Raw genomic sequence first — 14,230 nt, 5'->3', positions numbered from 1 at the left:
CCGGCGGTCGGGCCGGTGGTCGGGCCGGCGCTCAGGGGACCTGGTACGGGATGAGTGGCCAGGCCCCCTGGACTATCGCCGCCGGATCGCCTGAGCGCCGCAAGTACGCCTGGAACGAGGCGGCTTGATCGGCGGCGGCCTCCTCCTGGAGGGCGTGCAGGGCGCGCGGTGAGGGAATCGCGACGGCCGGGTACGTCTCCCCGATGCGGCGGGCGACACCGGCCGCGGCCGCCGCGTCGGCGCCCGCTTCGTGCGCGCCGTCCAGCCGCACGCCGTAGTGGCCGCACAGCGCCTGGAGCGCGCGCTTGCCCTTGCGGTAGCGGTCCACATGCTTGTCCAGGACCAGGGGGTCGATGACCGGCGCGGGCGCATGGCCCAGGCGCTCGGTCAGCGTCCGTACGCCGTGGCGGCGGCACTCCCGGTCGAGCAGCGACAGGTCGTATCGGGCGTTCATCACCACCAGCGGTATCTCCGCGCGCAGCGCCTCGGCCAGCGCCTCGGTGATCTCCTCTGTCGCGGCGGCCGGCGCACTGCCGTGCGCGCGGACGAAATCGGTCGAAATGCCGTGAATTTTGGCCGCTTCCTCGGGAATCGGGATCCCCGGATCGATCAGCCAGGACTGCTTGCGGGCCACCCGGCCGTCCCCCTCCAGGCGGATGAGCGCGGCGGTGACGATACGGTCCCGCTCGATGTCGGTCCCGGTGGTCTCCAGGTCGAAACCGACCAGCAGCTCCTGATGCCAACTCATGGCCGGCCCCTCCTTCGGTGGTACATCCCCCGTTGCCGTTTCACTCTCGCATGCGCCACTGACAATCCCCCGGCCGCCCGTCGCGGCACGGCAGCCACGGCCCGTCGCCCGCCCCTACTCTGACCGCATGGACCTACGGCTGGCAGGACGCGGAGCGCTGGTGACGGGCGCCGGTTCGCGGATCGGGGCGGCGATTGCGGGGACGCTGGCGGACGAGGGCTGCGCGGTCCTCGTCCACGGCCGGGACGCGGCCGCCGCCGCGGCGGTGGCCGAGCAGATCGCGGCCCGCGGGGTGCGCACCGAGGTGGTGCTCGGCGATCTGACGGAACCGGGCGTCGCCGAGGAGGTCGCGGTCACCGCTCGCGACTTCGGGGCCCGGATCCTGGTCAACAACGCCGGCCCGTTCGCCGGGGGCGACTGGGGCGGCACCGGTCCGGCCGACTGGCACACCGCGTTCGAGGGCGATGTGCTGCCGACCGTGCGGGTCACCCAGACCCTGCTGCCGTCGCTGCGGCAACACGGCTGGGGCCGGGTGATCACCGTCGGGCACCGGGCCGCGGGGACCGCACCGCCCGCCGCGGCCAGGGCGGCCATGGTGAACATGACGACGAGCCTGGCGCACCATCTCGCGGGCACCGGGGTCACCGCGAACTGTGTGAGCCCCGGGGTCATCGTGGCCGACGAGGAGCGCATCGACGGTTCGGCGGGCGAACGCCCGGGGCGCCCGGCGGACATCGCGGCGGCGGTCGTCTATCTGGCCAGCCCGCTCGCCGACTACGTCAACGGGATCGAGCTGCGGGTGGACGGCGGGTACCCCGAGACCCCGTAGTCGAGGGCGCCGCACGCCCCACGAGGCCCCCGCACACCTCACGACACCGGCCGCGAGTCCGCCCACACGCTCTCGAACTCCTCCCGGTAGACCTCGAAGAGCCCGTGCTCACCGTCGCGCCCGTCCGACCGCACGATGTCGCGGCCGCCCCCGCGCAGCACCAGCACCGGCGACTCCATCCCGCGGCTCTTGCGCAGATAGCTCTGCACCACCGCCAGACCGTCCGCCCCGTCGCCGTCGACCAGATAGGCGGTGAAGCGGGGGGTCTCGTCGAAGACCTGGATCTCGAAGGCGCCCGGGTCGCGCAGCCGGGCCCGTACCCGCCGCATATGGAGGATGTTCATCTCGATGGAGCGGCTCATCTCGCCCTTCTTCAGGCCGATTTCGCGCTCGCGGCGACGGACCGCGCTGCTGGCGGGGTTGAGGAAGAGCAGGCGGATACGGCAGCCGGATTCGGCGAGGCGGACCAGGCGGCGGCCGGAGTAGTTCTGGACGAGGAGGTTCAGCCCTATGCCGACCGCGTCCAGCCGGCGGGCGCCGCCGAAGAGGTCCTCGGCGGGGATCTGGCGCTGGAGCCGCACCCGGTCGGGGTGGACGCCGACGACGTCGGCGTAGCGGTCGCCGACGAGGTCCTCGACCGCGTCGATGGGCAGCCGGCCCGAGATCCGGGTGCCGGTGCCGGAGCCCAGTATGTCTAGCAGCCGGGCCGAGGCCCGCTCCGCCTGGGCGAGGACGGTGCGCGACAGCGCGCGGTTGCGGGAGACGATGTTGCGGGCGACCTCCAGCTCGTCGAGGGCCAGCTCGACCTCGCGGCGGTCGTCGAAGTACGGCTCGAAGCAGGGCCAGTGCTGGACCATCAGCTCGCGCAGCTGGGGCAGGGTCAGAAAGCTGAGGATGTTGTCGTCGGCGGGGTCGAGGAGATAGCCCTTGCGGCGGCTGACCTCGCGGACCGCGACCGCGCGCTGCACCCATTCCTGCCCGGCGGGCCCGGCCGCCGCGATCACCCATTCATCGCCGTGCACCGGCTCGTATACGGGGCGCAGCACGGCCGCCACCACGGCCCGCAACCGCTGCTCGACCAGATTCAGCCAGATGTAGGCACGGCCGGCCCGGCGGGCGCGGGTGCGTACCTCGCTCCAGGCCTCGGCGCCCCAGTCGAGTTCCGCCCCGATCTCCATCGGCCGTGCCAGGGACACCGCTCCGGGCGGTGCGTCGACGGAGCCGCCCTCATGACCCTCGTGACCCTCGTCACCAGGGGGCAACTCCAGCCCGCCGCTCACCTGCCACCGCCTTCCGAACCCCCGTGCCAACGATCAAGGCAGACTACTGCGGCGCGGGGGGTGGTGCAGCAGGATGGTCCGAGTCGGCGGCCAACTCCCCAGGAACGCGGGGTGCGTTGCCACCGCGGTGCGGCCGGGGAGTGAGCGGATTCATAGCCGTGACGTCGGTGGGAGCCGGATGCCGCGGGCCCGTTCCCACGCGATGGGGTGTTCCGGTGGGCCGCCCGTTGACCGTACGACTTTGGCAGGGTCTTGATAAGCCTCGGTAGGACCATCCGACATCGAGACCGCTGCCCACGTTTCGGCGAAGATGCGGTGAATTTCCGCCCGGCGGGACCTGGCTGGGGAAGGATTTCGCTTCGGCCCGCGGACGTGTGCCGCGGAGTCGCCGCAGCCCGACGAGAAGGTGGAAGAGTCTACGCATGCAGGTCTGGCCGGGACAGATGTATCCGCTGGGTGCCACCTACGACGGGGCGGGCACGAACTTCGCGGTGTTCTCCGAAGCCGCGAGACGCATCGAGCTGTGTCTGCTGCACGACGACGGGTCGGAGACCGCCGTCGAACTGCGCGAGAGCGATGCCTTCGTGCGGCACGCCTACCTTCCCGGGGTGATGCCGGGGCAGCGCTACGGCTTCCGGGTGCACGGCCCCTACGACCCGGGGCACGGGCACCGCTGCAACTCCGCGAAGCTGCTGATGGACCCGTACGCACGGGCGATGAGCGGGCGGATCGACTGGAGCGAGGCGGTCTACGGCTACCACTTCGGGGGGCCGGAGGCGCGCAACGATATGGATTCGGCGCCGCACAGCATGGCGTCGGTGGTGGTCAATCCGTACTTCGACTGGGGCGACGACCGTCCGCCGCGGACCGCGTATCACGAGACGGTGCTCTACGAGGCGCATGTCAAGGGCCTGACGATGCTGCACCCGGAGCTGCCGGAGGAGCTGCGCGGCAGCTATGCGGCGCTGGCGCATCCGGCGATCATCGACCATCTGACGAAGCTGGGGGTCACGGCCCTGGAGCTGATGCCGGTGCACCAGTTCGTGCACGATCACCGGCTGGTGGACACGGGGCTGACGAACTACTGGGGCTACAACACCATCGGGTTCTTCGCACCGCACAATGCGTACGCCTCCTGGGGCGACCGCGGGCAGCAGGTGCTGGAGTTCAAGACGGCGGTGCGGGCGCTGCACCGGGCGGGCATCGAGGTGATCCTCGATGTGGTCTACAACCACACGGCCGAGGGCAACCACCTGGGGCCGACGCTGTCGTTCCGGGGGCTGGACAACGCCTCGTACTACCGGCTGACGGACGACAAGCGGTACTACATGGACACCACCGGCACCGGGAACTCCCTGCTGATGCGCTCTCCGCAGGTGCTGCAACTGGTGATGGACTCGCTGCGCTACTGGGTGCAGGAGATGCATGTCGACGGGTTCCGGTTCGATCTGGCGGCGACGCTGGCCCGGCAGTTCCACGAGGTGGACCGGCTGTCGTCGTTCTTCGATCTGGTGCACCAGGACCCGGTGGTCAGCCGGGTGAAGCTGATCGCCGAGCCGTGGGACCTGGGCGAGGGCGGCTATCAGGTGGGCAACTTCCCACCGCTGTGGACGGAATGGAACGGCAAGTACCGCGACACGGTGCGGGATCTGTGGCGGGGCGAGCCGCGCACGCTGGCGGAGTTCGCCTCGCGCCTGACGGGGTCGTCGGACCTCTATCAGGGCGACGGGCGGCGGCCGCTGGCCTCGGTGAACTTCGTGACCTGCCATGACGGCTTCACGCTGCACGACCTGGTCGCGTACAACGACAAGCACAACGAGGCCAACGGCGAGGACAACCGGGACGGCGAGCGCTTCAACCGGTCGTGGAACTGCGGCATGGAGGGACCGGCCGACGATCCCTCGGTGCGGCGGCTGCGGGCCCGGCAGATGCGCAATTTCCTGGCGACGCTGATGCTGTCGCAGGGGGTGCCGATGCTCAGTCACGGCGACGAGTTCGGGCGCAGCCAGGGCGGCAACAACAACGCGTACTGCCAGGACAACGAGCTGTCGTGGGTGCACTGGCCGGAGGGCGGCGGCGCCCGGGAGGACGCCGAGGACGCCGCGGCGGACTTGGAGGAGGAGCCGGACGACGAGCGGGAGCTGCTCGCCTTCGTACGGCAGATGGTGTGGCTGCGGCGCACTCATCCCGTCTTCCGGCGGCGGCGGTTCTTCCAGGGGCAGCCGGTGGAGGGGACGCACGACGATCTGTCCGATATCGCATGGTTCACGGCCGAGGGCGAGGAGATGGGCACGCGCGACTGGCAGTCGGTCCATGCCAAGGCGCTGACGGTGTTCCTGAACGGCAGCTCCATCTCGGAGCCGGGGCCGCGCGGGGAACCGGTCTCGGACGACTCCTTCCTGCTGATGTTCAACGCGCACGAGCAGGACAAGGAGTTCACGGTGCCGGCGCACCACGGACGGCAGTGGCAGGTGGTGGTGGACACCGACCGGCCGAGGGCGGTGGCGGACGGGCAGGGCGCCAAGGTCAAGGCCGGTGATCTGCTGACGCTGACGGGGCGGAGTCTGCTGGTGCTGCAACGGCCCGCGTGACCGGGCGGGCCGCGGCGGTCGGCCGGGTGGCGGCCGCTACGGCGAGGATCAGGACGGCGGCCCCGACGGCCACGGCGAAGGCCGCCTGCGGCCCGTAGGCGTCGGCCAGCCGCCCGGAGAGCGCCAGCGCCAGGGCCTGGCCGCCGACCACCGCGCTGGTCAGGAACGCCATCGACTCGGCCAACCGGGAGGCGGGCACCGCCCGTTCGGTCAGCCCGAAGACGGTGATCAGATGCGGCGCGAAGGCCACGCCGAGGACCACGACGACCAGATACAGCGCCCCCAGCGTCCCCACCCACAGCAGCGGCGCCGACAGCGCGACCAGCGCGACGCCCGCCGCCCGCCACCGGGCCGGCAGTCCGATCCGTGCGGGCACCAGGGCCAGCGAGAGGCCCGCGGCGGCGCTCATCACGCCCATCGCGGCGTAGACGAGCCCGGCCTGCGCGGGCCGCCCGAGGTGGGCGGTGAGGGCGGTGATCCCGGCCTGGCAGGCGCCGAACATGGCGCCCTGGAGGGCCATCGAGGCCCGCAGGGCCCACACCCCGCCCGGCAGCCGGGTGCGCGCACGGCGGGCGCCGGCGGGGGCCTTGGCGGGCCGGAGCGCGGTCGCCGTACGGTGCAGGGCGAACGCCGAGCCGCAGCCGGCCAGCAGGACGGTGGCCAGCGCGAGGGCGACGGCCGGATGGGCGAGCGTGGCGGCCAGCCCGACCAGCGCCGGACCGAGCACGAACGAGACCTCGTCCAGGGTTCCTTCGAGGGACAGCGCGGCGCCCACCAGCCGGTCGTCGGCGCCCGCGCGACGGGCCAGCGCCACCGTGCGGGTACGGGCGAGCGGCCCGATCTGCGGCACGCTCGCCCCGGCCAGCAGGCCGATCGCCGCGAGCGGCGGCGTCGCGATCCGCGCCAGGGAGCCCGCCACCAGGGCGGCGACCGCGAGCGCGTTGAGCCAGCAGGCGGCCAGCACGACCGGCCGCTGGCCGTGCCGGTCGGCGAGCCGGCCGGTCAGCGGCCCGGCCGCGGTCTGCCCCGCCGCCAGGGCGCCGCCCACCAGACCGGCGGTGGTGAGCGAACCGCTGGTCTCGGCCACCAGCAGCAGGCTGCCGAGCTGGCACATGGCGGTCGGCAGCCGGCCGAGGAAGGAGACGACGGGCAGCAGCGGCCCGCCCAGGGCGATCACCCGGCGATAGGTGGCGTAGGCAGCGGTCATCGGCCGACGCTATCCGGGGCGCGCCGCGTGCCCCACCCACCGGACGTACGAAGGGCCGTCGCCAACCGCCCCACCGGCTCGGAGGAAACGACAGCGCGCCAGGAGCCGGGCGGATGACACACAAGGGCCTCCACGGGGTACGGGTGTTCCCATGACGCCGCCCTCGAGTCCGTCGCCGACCGCCACCTACCGGCTACAGCTCCAGCCGGACTTCCCGTTCGCCGCCGCCGCGCGGGCGGTGCCGCAGCTCGCCGCGCTGGGCGTGTCCCATCTGCATCTCTCCCCCGTCCTGGAGGCGGTGCCGGGCTCCACCCACGGCTACGACGTGGTCGACCACACGGCGGTACGGGCCGAGCTCGGCGGCGAGGGCGGGCTGCGCGCGCTTTCGGCGACCGCCCGGGCGCACGGTCTGGGCCTGGTCGTCGACGTCGTGCCGAACCATATGGCGCTGCCCGCCCCGGTCTCGCTGAACGGGCCGCTGTGGGCGGTCCTGCGGGACGGGCCCAGTTCTCCGTACGCCCGGTGGTTCGACATCGACTGGGCGGCGGGGCAGGGCGGGCGGCTGCTGCTGCCGGTGCTCGGGGGGCGGCTGGGCGAGGAGATGCGGCAGCTGCGCGTCGAGGACGGCGTGCTGCGCTATCACGCGCACGCCTTCCCGCTGCGCCCCGGTACGGAGGGGCTGCCGCTGCCCCGCCTCCTCGAAGCCCAGTGGTACCGGCTGTCCTGGTGGCGGCTGGCCCGCAGCGAGCTCAACTACCGGCGGTTCTTCACCATTTCGGAGCTGATCGCCCTGCGGGTGGAGGACCCCGAGGTGTTCGCGGCGACCCATGGCACGCTGCTGCGGCTGCTGCGCGAGGGCGTCATCGACGGACTGCGGATCGACCATCCCGACGGCCTGGCGGACCCCGGCGGCTATCTCGGCCGGCTGCACGCCGCCACCGGAGGCCGCTGGACCGTCGTCGAGAAGGTCCTCGGCGCCGACGAGCGGCTGCCCGGGAGCTGGGCCTGCGCGGGCACCACCGGCTATGACGCGCTGCGGCACATCGACGCGCTGTTCGTCTGCCCCCAGGGCGCCGGCCGGCTCTTCGCCCACTACCGCGACTTCGTCACCCCGCTGGCCGACGAGGGCGGCGACTGGGAGGAGACGGTGCGCCGGGCCGCGTACGAGGTGGTCACGCACGATCTGGCCGCGGAGGTCGAGCGGCTGGTGCGCACCGCGGTGCGGATCGGCGAGCGCGCGCCGCGGCCGGGCGACCATGCGCCGTGGGCGCTGCGGCAGGCGATCCGGGAACTGCTGGTGCGGCTGCCGGTCTACCGTCCCTACGCCGCGGATCCGGGCCGCGCCGGGCAGGACGCGGCGATGCTGGGCGAGGCGGCGGCCCGGGCGCGGGGCACGTTCCGGGTGCCGGAGGAGGCGGGGGCGGTGGACCTGATCCACGATCTGGCGCTGGGGTGGCGGCAGGGGGGCGGGGCGCCCGAGGGAAGGGACCGCGGTGACCGGGATCCGGCCGAGCGCGGCGACCTCGCGGGCCCTGCCGACGCGGTTGACACGGCCGACGCGGCCGACGTGCCCGATGCCGCCGACCGGGCCGATTTCGCCGCCCGCTTCGCCCAGACCGCCGCCGCCCTGCGCGCCAAGTCCGTGGAGGACACGGCCTTCTACCGCTATCCGGTGCTCCTGTCGGCCTGCGAGGTCGGCGGCGACCCCGGCACACCCGCGCTCGGTCCGCAGGCGTTCCACGACTTCTGCGCCCGGTTGCAGCGCGACTGGCCCGCCACCGGGACGGTGCTCTCCACCCACGACACCAAGCGCAGCGCCGATGTCCGGGCGCGTATCGCGGTGCTGTCGGAGTGCCCGGACCGGTGGCGCGATGCGCTGGGACAGACGGCCGACGGGGCGGGCGGGCACCTGGTGGCCGAGGGGACGGTGGATCCCATGGTGTCCTGGCTGGCCTGGCAGACGGTGTTCGGGCTGGGCGGGCCGTCGGCCGGTGGCCCGGCGGCCGCCGAACGGGTCGCACCCGCGGTCCTCAAGGCCGTACGGGAGGCCGGTCTGCGCACGTCCTGGACGGAGCAGAACGCGGAGTACGAGGAGGCGGTGGCGGAGTTCGTCCGCGGCGGGCCCTGCGGCCCGGCGGCCGACTCGCTGACCGCGCTGCACGACGAACTGGCCCCGTTCATCCGCGCCAACGTGCTCGGCGCGACGCTGCTGCACCTGACGATGCCGGGGGTGCCCGATCTCTACCAGGGCACCGAGCGGGAGTATGCGGCGCTGGTCGACCCGGACAACCGGCGGCCCGCCGTCTTCCGGCCCGAGCTGCTCGCCGAACTGGACGGCGGGGCCGCGCCGCGCGATCTGTCCGCCGAGAAGCTCCGGCTGACGGCCGCCGCGCTGCGGCTGCGCCGCGCCCACCCCGAGTGGTTCGACGCCACCGCCGGCTACGAGCCGCTGGACGCCGAGGGCCCCGCCGCCGAGCACTGCGTGGCCTTCGGCCGCGCCGGGCGGGTCGTCACGGTCGCCACCCGGCTGTCGCTGCGCCTGGTGGAGACCGGCGGCTGGTGGGACACCGTCCTGCGGCTGCCGTCGGGCGGCCCCTGGCGCGAGGCGCTGACCGGACGGGTGGTGGACGGCGGGACGGCGGTGGGACTGACCGAGCTGCTTTCCCAGTCGCCGGTGGCGCTGTTCACCGCGGGGTGATCCGGGCCGCGGCCGGCCCGGTGGCGCCGTGCGGTGCCGTGCGGTGCCGCCGCCGGCCCACGCGTGCGCGGATCCGCCCACCCGCGGAACAATTCGGTTGCGGACGGGCGTACGTCACCTGCCACCATGGCCCCGTACGCCCGTCTCCCCCTCCGTTCCCCCACATCTCAGGAGCCCCGAATGCGCCGATTCCTCGGAACTACTCACCGCCCCTTCCGGACGACAGTTCTCGAGGACTCCTCCTTCCATGGCTCCTTCGCACCTTCCTGCGCGGTTCCCTGCGCACACCCTCAACATCGGGATTCTCGCCCACGTCGACGCGGGTAAGACCAGCCTCACCGAGCGGCTGCTGTTCGACGCCGGTGTCATCGACCGGCTCGGCAGCGTCGACGCCGGTGACACCCGTACGGACACCGGCGCGCTGGAGCGGCAGCGCGGTATCACCATCCGCTCCGCCGTCGCCTCCTTCACCGTCGGCGACGTCCAGATCAACCTCATCGACACCCCCGGCCACTCCGACTTCATCGCCGAGGTCGAACGCGCCCTGGGGGTGCTCGACGGCGCCGTCCTGCTGCTGTCCGCGGTGGAGGGCGTCCAGGCCAGGACCCGGGTCCTGATGAAGACGCTGCGGCGGCTGCGGCTGCCCACCCTGCTGTTCGTCAACAAGATCGACCGGGTCGGCGCCCGGGGCGAGCCGCTGCTGGCGGACATCCGTCGGCTGCTGGTCCCCGTGCCCGTAGCGATGACGTCGGTGACCGGGCTCGGCACCCCGGGGGCCCGCGCGGTGCCGTACGACCTGCGGGATAAGCGGGCCAGGAACCGGGTCGCCGAGGCGGTGGCCGAGGCGGATGACGCGATGCTCGCCCGGGTGGTGGAGGGGCCGCCGCCGTCCGCACAGCGGGTGCGCGCGGCGCTGACCGCCCGTACGGCCGACGGATCGCTGCACCCGGTGTACTTCGGTTCGGCGCTCGGCGGGCAGGGGGTCGGCGCGCTGACCGAGGGGATGGCGGGGCTGATTCCGCCGGCTCCTGTGGCAGCGGGCGGGCCGCCGCGGGGCACGGTGTTCGCCGTGCACCAGCCGCCTGGCGGCGAGCGGACGGCCCATGTCCGGCTCTACGAGGGCGTGTTGCGGCCGCGTCAGCAGATCACCCTGCACCGGCGCACGGCGGACGGCGGACGGGCCGCGCTACGGGGGCGGATCACGTCCCTGGAGGTCGTCGGGCGGCCGCCGGGTGCCCCGGAGCCGCTCACCCCGGGCCATATCGCGGTGATCCGCGGACTGCCCGGCATCCGTACCGGCGACCGCCTCGGTGAGCTGCGGGATTCCGACGACGCGCTGTTCGCCTCGCCCACCCTGGAGACCGTCGTCCGGGCACACGACCCGGCGCACGCCGCCGTCCTGCGCGCCGCGCTGCTGGCGCTGGCCGACCAGGACCCGCTGCTCCAGGCGCGCCCCGCGGACGGCGGCGCGACCTCGGTGCTGCTGCACGGCGAGGTGCAGAAGGAGATCATCGCGGCCACGCTGCACGACGAGTACGGCATCGCGGCTCACTTCACGCCGAGCCGGGTGGTGTGTGTGGAGCGGCCCTGCGGGGTCGGCGAGGCGTCGTACGAGATCGCCAAGCGGGGCCACAGCGGGCACTGGGCGACGGTCGGGCTGCGCGTCGAGCCGGGTGCCTACGGTTCCGGCCCGGTCTTCGCCTACGAGACCGAACTGGGCGCGTTGCCGCACGGCTTCCACCAGGCCATCGAGGAGACGGTCCTGGCGACGCTGCGGCAGGGGCCGAGGGGGTGGGCGGTGACGGACTGCCGGGTGGTGCTGACCCGCTCCGGGTTCGTGGGGCCGATGAGCACCGCCGGCGACTTCCGCGCGGTCACCCCGGGCGTGCTGCTACGGGCGCTGCGCCGGGCCGGGACCCGCCGCTACGAGCCGTATCACGCCTTCGAGGCGGAGCTGCCGTCCGATGCGCTGGCAGCGGTCACCGCCCGGCTCGCCGCGCTGGACGCGGAACTCGGCGAGACGACGGGCGGAGTGACGGGCGGGACGACGGGCGGAGAGGGGAACTGGCGGGTGCGCGGGACCCTCCCGGCGCGCCATGTCCGGGAGGCCGAGGGAATGCTGCCCGGTCTGACGCACGGTGAGGGCGTGTGGACCTCCCATCCTTCGGGGGACCGGGCGGTGCGCGGGGATGCGGGCGGCGGGGACGGCGCCGCTCAACGCTCCGTCAGGACGTAGTCCACCCGCCCGAACGTGATGTGATCGCCCGGCCCCACGGGCACCTCGCCCACCACGCGGCGCCCGTTGACGCAGGTGCCGTTGGTGGAGCCGAGGTCGCGCAGCATCCAGCCGCTGCCGGCGCTGCGCAGTTCGGCGTGCGCGCGGGAGACCGTCTCGTGGTTGAGCCGCAGGCCCACGCCCGGCGCCCGCCCTATGAGCAGCGGGAACGGGCCCGGCTCCGGCAGCAGCAGCTTCGGCAGTCGCTCCATGCGCCAGGCCCGGCGCACCCTGATGTGGAACGCCGACACCCGGCCGACCGTGCGCAGGACCGCGCCCTGGAGCTTGCCCCGGTTCTCCAAGTCAGCGGTGGCCAGGGCGAGATCGGAGTGCTGCTGGGCGGTGAGGACGAGTTCCAGCCGACGCAGAAAGGTGTCCTGGGACAGGCGTCCCTGCGCCGCGCCGTCGCGCAGCAGGTCGAGAGCGCGTTCCCGGTCCGCGTCGGACGGGCGCATCGGCCCTGCGGGGAACTCGAGCGAAGTCATTCTGTGATTCTGCGGCGGGCGTGAGCCGCTGTCCAGCGAGGTGTCGGCCTGCGCCGATGCGACGGGTGCGGCAGGCGGGACGCTTGTGGCCGGCGGGACGGATGCGCGGCGGAATGGCGCAATCAGCGGCGCGAAGTCACGCCATCTCGCCACGTCTGCCTGTCGGGAGGGCGGACGGCGTGCTTTCGTCGTCGGGAGGGCGGAAGGACCGGGGCAACCACGCGGGGCGGGGCGGCCCGGGGCGAAAAGGCCCAGGAAGGAGTCAGCACCGTGCTGTTCGAGGTGTGGGCGCCGAGCGCCGAACACGTCACGCTCCAGTGGGCGGGCGCCCGGGCCGGCGAACCGCCGCTCCCTCTGGAGCGCGATACGGAACGCGACGGCTGGTGGCGCGCGACCGCGCCGGCCCGCGACGGCGACCGCTACGCCTACCGACTCGACGGCGGCCCGCCGTTGCCCGATCCGCGCGCCGCCCGGCTGCCGGACGGCCCCGGCGGCCCCGCGGCGGTCGTCGACCACACCCGCTTCCCCTGGCGGCACCCGTGGCCCGGCCGCCCGCTGCCCGGTGCGGTCCTCTACGAACTGCACATCGGCACGTACACCCCCGAGGGCACCTTCGACGCCGCCGCCGAACGCCTCGCGCACCTGGCGGATCTGGGGATCACCCATGTCTCCCTGCTGCCGGTGTGCCCGTTCCCCGGCCGGCACGGCTGGGGCTACGACGGGATCGCGCCCTGGGCGGTCCATGAACCGTACGGCGGGCCGGACGGGCTCAAGCGGTTCGTGGACGCCGCGCACGGACACGGCCTCGGGGTCGTCCTCGACGTCGTCCACAACCACCTCGGCCCCTCCGGCAACCTCCTCCCCTCCTTCGGGCCGTACTTCACCGACACCCACCACACGCCCTGGGGGACGGCGGTCAATCTCGACGCCCCCGGCTCCGACGAGGTGCGTCACTACTTCATCGGCAGCGCGCTCGCCTGGCTGCGCGACTACCGGATCGACGGACTGCGGCTGGATGCGGTGCACGCGCTGCACGACTCCCGCGCCCGGCACTTCCTCACGGACCTGTCCGCCGCCGTGGACGCGCTGGCCGGCCATCTGCGGCGGCCGCTGTTCCTAATCGCCGAGTCCGACCGCAACGATCCGCTCACCACGGCACCACGGGCGAGCGGCGGCCACGGCCTGCACGCCCAGTGGAACGACGACTTCCACCACGCCCTGCACACCGCCCTCACCGGCGAATCCCAGGGCTATTACGCCGACTTCGCCCGCGCCCCGCTCGCCGCCCTCGCCAAGACCCTGACCAGCGGCTTCTTCCACGACGGTACATATTCCAGCTTCCGCGGCCGCACCCACGGCGCCCCGCTCGACCCGCGCCGCACGCCCCCGTACCGGCTGCTGTGCTACGCCCAGACCCACGACCAGATCGGCAACCGCGCGCTCGGCGACCGCCTCGCGGCCACCCTCTCCCCCGGCCTGCTGGCCTGCGCCGCCGCGCTGGTCCTGTGCGCGCCCTTCACCCCGATGCTCTTCATGGGCGAGGAGTGGGGCGCCCGGACGCCCTGGCAGTACTTCACCGACCATACGGATCCGCAGCTGGCGGAGGCGGTACGGGCCGGCCGCCGCCGGGAGTTCGCCGCCCACGACTGGGGCGGTACGGATGCCGACTGGCCCGACCCGCAGGATCCGGCCACCCGTGACCGCTGCGTCCTCGACTGGTCCGAACCCGACGGCGCACCGCATGCCGCCCTGCTCGCCTGGCACCGGACCCTGCTCCGCCTGCGACGCGAACTCCCGGCACTGACGGATCCGGATCCGGCCCGCACCCAGGTGCTCCACGACGAGAAGGCCCGCTGGCTCTCCCTACGGCGCGGGCCCGTCCACGTGGCTGTGAACCTGTCACCCGACTCGGCGGCCACCATCCCGCTCGGCACCCCCACCGGGCCCGCGCCGCACCTGCGCGTCCTGGCGGCTTGGGGCGATGGGGACGGGGACGGTGGGGAGGGGTCCGCCGGGGACGGGGTGGTGCGGGTGGGGGCGGAATCGGTGGTGGTCGTGGGGGAAAAATCGGTCCAGGGGGGATATTCCGATGTAGGGGAAATCCCCTAGGGGATGAG

The 14,230-nt window shown here is 73.6% G+C and carries 9 protein-coding genes; 5 read left to right on the top strand and 4 right to left on the bottom strand.

The window, feature by feature from the left end; genetic code table 11:
• Nucleotides 1-31: 31 nt before the first annotated feature.
• Nucleotides 32-748 carry an exonuclease domain-containing protein gene (locus B1H19_RS30925; RefSeq protein ID WP_083107998.1) on the bottom strand — a complete coding sequence of 239 codons (717 nt, stop codon included), beginning with the start codon at nt 746-748 and terminating at the stop codon, nt 32-34.
• 127 nt (nt 749-875) lie between these two features.
• Between B1H19_RS30925 and B1H19_RS30920 the strand changes: the two genes are divergently transcribed.
• The gene (locus tag B1H19_RS30920; RefSeq protein ID WP_083107997.1) at nt 876-1,577 is read left to right on the top strand and encodes an SDR family NAD(P)-dependent oxidoreductase; all 702 of its coding nucleotides are present in this window, start codon (nt 876-878) and stop codon (nt 1,575-1,577) included.
• Between the two features lie 38 nt (nt 1,578-1,615).
• On the opposite strand, the gene B1H19_RS30915 is transcribed toward B1H19_RS30920, so the two are convergent.
• Nucleotides 1,616-2,857: an SAV2148 family HEPN domain-containing protein gene (locus tag B1H19_RS30915; RefSeq protein ID WP_083107996.1), complete on the bottom strand. Its 1,242-nt coding sequence runs from the start codon at nt 2,855-2,857 to the stop codon at nt 1,616-1,618.
• Between the two features lie 422 nt (nt 2,858-3,279).
• On the opposite strand from B1H19_RS30915, the gene glgX reads away from it, so the two are divergent.
• Nucleotides 3,280-5,448, top strand: coding sequence for a glycogen debranching protein GlgX (gene glgX / locus B1H19_RS30910; RefSeq protein ID WP_083107995.1), 2,169 nt, complete (start codon nt 3,280-3,282; stop codon nt 5,446-5,448).
• Here the strand turns inward: glgX and B1H19_RS30905 are convergent.
• Nucleotides 5,384-6,655 carry an MFS transporter gene (locus B1H19_RS30905; RefSeq protein ID WP_083107994.1) on the bottom strand — a complete coding sequence of 424 codons (1,272 nt, stop codon included), beginning with the start codon at nt 6,653-6,655 and terminating at the stop codon, nt 5,384-5,386. The two genes, glgX and B1H19_RS30905, sit on opposite strands and share 65 nt — an antisense overlap.
• A gap of 151 nt (nt 6,656-6,806) precedes the next feature.
• Here B1H19_RS30905 and treY point away from each other — a divergent pair, with 151 nt between their 5' ends.
• Together treY and otr(A) are read left to right on the top strand one after the other, a co-directional pair.
• Complete coding sequence (treY, locus tag B1H19_RS30900; protein ID WP_083107993.1) at nt 6,807-9,353, top strand: malto-oligosyltrehalose synthase; 2,547 nt, start codon at nt 6,807-6,809, stop codon at nt 9,351-9,353.
• 247 nt (nt 9,354-9,600) lie between these two features.
• Entirely contained in the window at nt 9,601-11,589 is a 1,989-nt protein-coding gene (gene otr(A) / locus B1H19_RS30895; RefSeq protein ID WP_083107992.1) for a tetracycline resistance ribosomal protection protein Otr(A), read from the top strand.
• On the opposite strand, the gene B1H19_RS30890 is transcribed toward otr(A), so the two are convergent.
• Nucleotides 11,568-12,113: an FHA domain-containing protein gene (locus B1H19_RS30890; RefSeq protein ID WP_083107991.1), complete on the bottom strand. Its 546-nt coding sequence runs from the start codon at nt 12,111-12,113 to the stop codon at nt 11,568-11,570. The two genes, otr(A) and B1H19_RS30890, sit on opposite strands and share 22 nt — an antisense overlap.
• A gap of 270 nt (nt 12,114-12,383) precedes the next feature.
• Between B1H19_RS30890 and treZ the strand changes: the two genes are divergently transcribed.
• Nucleotides 12,384-14,222 (top strand): malto-oligosyltrehalose trehalohydrolase, encoded by a 1,839-nt coding sequence (gene treZ / locus B1H19_RS30885; RefSeq protein ID WP_083107990.1) that lies wholly within the window; start codon nt 12,384-12,386, stop codon nt 14,220-14,222.
• Nucleotides 14,223-14,230 lie beyond the last annotated feature (8 nt).

This window comes from Streptomyces gilvosporeus (assembly GCF_002082195.1).
Classification (GTDB): Bacteria; Actinomycetota; Actinomycetes; order Streptomycetales; family Streptomycetaceae; genus Streptomyces; species Streptomyces gilvosporeus.
Note: the sequence above shows the minus strand (reverse complement) of the source record. Positions and strands in the feature narration are given on the sequence as shown.

Bases quoted from the DNA above. Each gene is read 5' to 3' on its own strand.
- B1H19_RS30925 (WP_083107998.1), bottom strand. From the start codon at position 748: ATGAGTTGGCATCAGGAGCTGCTGGTCGGTTTCGACCTGGAGACCACC.
- B1H19_RS30920 (WP_083107997.1), top strand. From the start codon at position 876: ATGGACCTACGGCTGGCAGGACGCGGAGCGCTGGTGACGGGCGCCGGT.
- glgX (WP_083107995.1), top strand. From the start codon at position 3,280: ATGCAGGTCTGGCCGGGACAGATGTATCCGCTGGGTGCCACCTACGAC.
- B1H19_RS30905 (WP_083107994.1), bottom strand. From the start codon at position 6,655: ATGACCGCTGCCTACGCCACCTATCGCCGGGTGATCGCCCTGGGCGGG.
- treY (WP_083107993.1), top strand. From the start codon at position 6,807: ATGACGCCGCCCTCGAGTCCGTCGCCGACCGCCACCTACCGGCTACAG.
- B1H19_RS30890 (WP_083107991.1), bottom strand. From the start codon at position 12,113: ATGACTTCGCTCGAGTTCCCCGCAGGGCCGATGCGCCCGTCCGACGCG.